Annotated in this window: 2 protein-coding genes; both read left to right on the plus strand. The window is 54.6% G+C overall.

The annotated features are described in order from the left end of the window. Positions 1 to 481: 481 nt before the first annotated feature. The gene (locus AC1DH9_RS24660; protein WP_477808949.1) at positions 482 to 2,695 is read left to right on the plus strand and encodes a type VI secretion system Vgr family protein; all 2,214 of its coding nucleotides are present in this window, start codon (positions 482 to 484) and stop codon (positions 2,693 to 2,695) included. Continuing rightward, the gene (locus AC1DH9_RS24665; RefSeq protein ID WP_427539619.1) at positions 2,692 to 3,699 is read left to right on the plus strand and encodes a DUF2515 family protein; all 1,008 of its coding nucleotides are present in this window, start codon (positions 2,692 to 2,694) and stop codon (positions 3,697 to 3,699) included. Before AC1DH9_RS24660 ends, AC1DH9_RS24665 begins: the two co-directional genes overlap by 4 nt. Positions 3,700 to 3,774 lie beyond the last annotated feature (75 nt).

Genomic DNA, 3,774 nt, shown 5'->3' on the forward strand with positions numbered 1-3,774 from the left:
CGATAAAACCGCTGGCCTGGGAGTGCGCGGTAAAACCTGCGCACAGGACTAAAGCGCCGAAACCCAGAGCCGGGCACGGAGTGATGAGGGGAAACGGGGGACGCATGAAAAAAAGCTCCAACAGTGCATCTTTGCGACAGGACAATCAGCCAACACAAATAGCGTTCATCCAGCGAAAGGGTTCGCCGCAATGAAGTAAAAAGTTACGGGGGTGATTGCCAATAGTGGCAGATGGCTGCTAGCTGACACAGGCGACTTTAGTCTGAAAATGACTGCCGACTCCTGCCCACCGATAAGTTACCCATAGCGCTTAACAACCTCGCACAGCTTACCGCCCCCCTGAATTCATTGGCCTGAACCCTGTAAATAGGGGTTTTCCCCATACCTGCCACAGCCCGCGTCTAGTCCATTTTCGCCTTGAACCAGCAGGTTTAATCCTGCACCATCGCCGCCTGGTTTTTCAAAGGACGGAATCAAAGGCATGCTGGATGCTAACGCTACCCATATTTCTCTCACCCTCGAAGGTGTTTCCACTGACCTTCAGGTGCTCAGTTTCGTTGGCCGTGAAGCCCTCAATCAGCCGTTCTGTTTTGACATCGAACTGGTCAGTTCCCGTCCCGACCTGAAGCTTGAAGAGCTGCTGCACAAACCTGCCTGCCTGACCTTCGGCGCTACCGGCGAAGGCGTCATTCATGGCCTGGTCTACCGCATCGCCCAAGGCGATTCGGGCAAAAGCCTGACGCGCTACAGCATCAGCCTGACGCCGCAGCTCAACTACCTGCGCCACAACCATGACCAGCAGATCTTCCAGCAGCTGAGCGTGCCGAAAATCATCGCCCAGGTCCTCGAAGCCCGCGGCATTCTGTCCGACGCCTACAGTTTCCAGCTGGGCGCGATCTACCCCGAGCGTGTGTACTGCGTGCAGTACGACGAGTCCGACCTGCATTTCATCCAGCGCCTGTGCGAAGAAGAAGGCATCCACTTTCACTTCCAGCACAGTGCCAGCGGCCACAAGCTGGTGTTCGGCGATGACCAGACGGTGTTCCGCAAACTGGCACCGGTGACCTATCAGCAAGACTCCGGCATGAGCGCCGACAAACCGGTGATCAAGCGTTTCAACCTGCGCCTGGAAACCCGCACCAGCCGTGTCAGCCGTCGCGATTACGACTTCGAAAAACCGCGCATCCTGCCTGAAGGCACGGCCAGCAGTGCATTCCTGCCAGACCTGGAAGACTACGACTACCCCGGCCGTTTCACCGACCGCGAACGCGGCAAGCAACTGGCAACCCGCGCCCTGGAACGTCACCGCAGCGACTACCAGCTGGCCGAAGGCAAAAGCGATCAGCCGATCCTGGTCAGCGGGCATTTCCTGGCCCTAAGCGAACACCCACGCGCCGAGTGGAACGACCTGTGGCTGCTGCTGGAAGTCATTCACGAAGGCAAACAGCCGCAAGTGCTCGGCGAAAACGTCACCAGCGACGTCACCCAGAACAAGGATGACTTCCACCAGGGTTACCGCAACCGCTTCCTCGCCACCCCGTGGGACGCGCACTTCCGCCCTGCCCTCGAACACCCGAAACCGAAAGTCCTGGGTAGCCAGACCGCGGTGGTCACCGGTCCCAAAGGCGAAGAAATCCACTGCGATCAATACGGCCGCATCAAGGTGCAATTTCACTGGGATCGTGACGGCCAGGCCGACGACAAGACCAGCTGCTGGGTCCGCGTCGCCACCGGCTGGGCCGGTAGCGCCTACGGCGGCATCGCCATCCCGCGTATCGGCATGGAAGTGCTGGTGACCTTCCTCGAAGGCGACCCCGACCAGCCGCTCGTCACCGGCTGCCTGTACCACAAGGAAAACGTCGTCCCCTACGACCTGCCGGCGAACAAGACCCGCAGCACCTTCAAGACCCTCAGCTCACCGGGCGGCAAGGGCTACAACGAGTTCCGCATCGAAGACAAGAAAGGTGCCGAACAGATCTACCTGCACGCCCAACGCGACTGGGACGAAAACATCGAGCACGACCAGAAAATCCGCGTCGGCAACGAACGCCACGACACCGTCGAAGCCAACACCCTCACCGAACTCAAGGCCGAAGAGCACCGCATCACCCAYCTGGATCGCAAAACCGAAGCACGGGCCGATGATCACCTGACGGTCGGGGTGACCCAGCACATGAAGGTCGGCACGGCGCAGTTTGTAGAAGCCGGGACGGAGATTCACTACCACGCGGGTGAAAAGGTCGTGGTGGAAGGTGGGATGGAACTGACGGCCAAGGCTGGGGGGAGTTTCGTCAAGGTTGATGCGGGGGGTGTGACGATTAGTGGGGCTGAGGTGAAGGTGAATTCCGGTGGCTCGGCGGGGAGCGGGACGGGGATCGGGATTTTGATGCCTGGGCTGCCGTTGATTGCTGATCAAGCTCGGGCGGGGAACATACTTAAATCCGGTACGGCAAACAGTGAGAAGTTTGACGAGCAAATTCGCTTTGTGACCGGGCTTGGACAACCTATCAAGTCCGTGAAAGCCGCCATTATTGTTCCTTCCTCAGTAGCTCCGAAGATTTCAAAAAGTAATGCAGACGGCCTTCATCCTCGTGTCGAAACGGACACTGCCGAGACGGCAGAAGTCCATTTGATGTGGGACGAACTGATTGTGCCGCCGGGCTCTGACGATTACGAAGCGASTAGAAATAAATGAGCGCACCCGTAGCTACTTTTAAGACCAATAGCCAGAGCTGCTCTGTTAAAGACGTTACCTTGAAGTGCGACAAGCTGTGGACGATGGGGCAACAGGAAGCGATTAGTCGCTTGAGTGTTCCGAAAAAGAGTGTTTTCTCTAAATCTACAAAAATGGTTCTGGTTTCAGATTTCGGTGCCCGAGCTGCGCGGATCGCTGCTGCTTATGCCGAGTTTTATCTGGAGCGCGGCGAAGACGGGAAACCGGATTTAAAAGGTCGATTTTACTGGATGGGGCTGGCCGCCTTTGCCAGTAAGCAGGTGAAATGCGGATTGGATTTTATTCCTGCAGAGCCTTACCTGACGATTGGAGTCCCCCCTATTGGCCAGCCACCTCTAAGGATTGGCAAGAAAGGGCTTGGCAAGGGAAATTTTTGGTTGTTTCAAGACATATTTGTATGGCACTGGTTTTATAAAAAACATCCGGATCAGTTCGATGAGTGCGCACCTGTTCGCAATGCGAAAAGTTGTGATGCGCAGGTGCAGATGAACATAGACCAGTTGCCGTGGGCCGACGAGGCTTTGCCTGTATTGAAGAATCTTTCTTTAACGCCAGATGTAAAGAAAGGATTTGAACGAATTAAGGACTCTGAGAGCACGTCAGATCCAGCAACTAAAAGAAATTTGCAATTGAAGTCACTTCTTGCCATTGCTGATCATGAGCAACGAAGGATTCTTCAGCCACTGATTTACAACGAATTCTTTTTTCAAGCGACATTGAAAGCCCAAGCTGCATTTGAGTGGGCTCCTTTTGTACCGGTACGAGTCGCCGCTTTCAGTACTGCGTGCGATGTAGATGATAAGGAATTAAGGGTTCAAATGGAAAAGGGAAACCTCTACAGCGAATCAGATCGTATGGAATTTATTGGAAAAATTGCTGCCCAGTATCATAAGTTGATGGGTTTTAAAAAAGATTATATGGAAGAGCAAATTAAAACCATTGCCACTTGGAATAATGCAGTATGAGGCTCTATTGCTTTGTACTGTTTTTTTTGCTTAGTGCCTGTGGTGATGCAAGAGACATTGGGAGTGGTTCTATGA

The sequence above is a fragment of the Pseudomonas sp. 05T35 genome (assembly GCF_056396605.1).

Coding starts and splice junctions, on each gene's coding strand:
- AC1DH9_RS24665 (WP_427539619.1), top strand. CDS start 2,692: ATGAGCGCACCCGTAGCTACTTTTAAGACCAATAGCCAGAGCTGCTCT.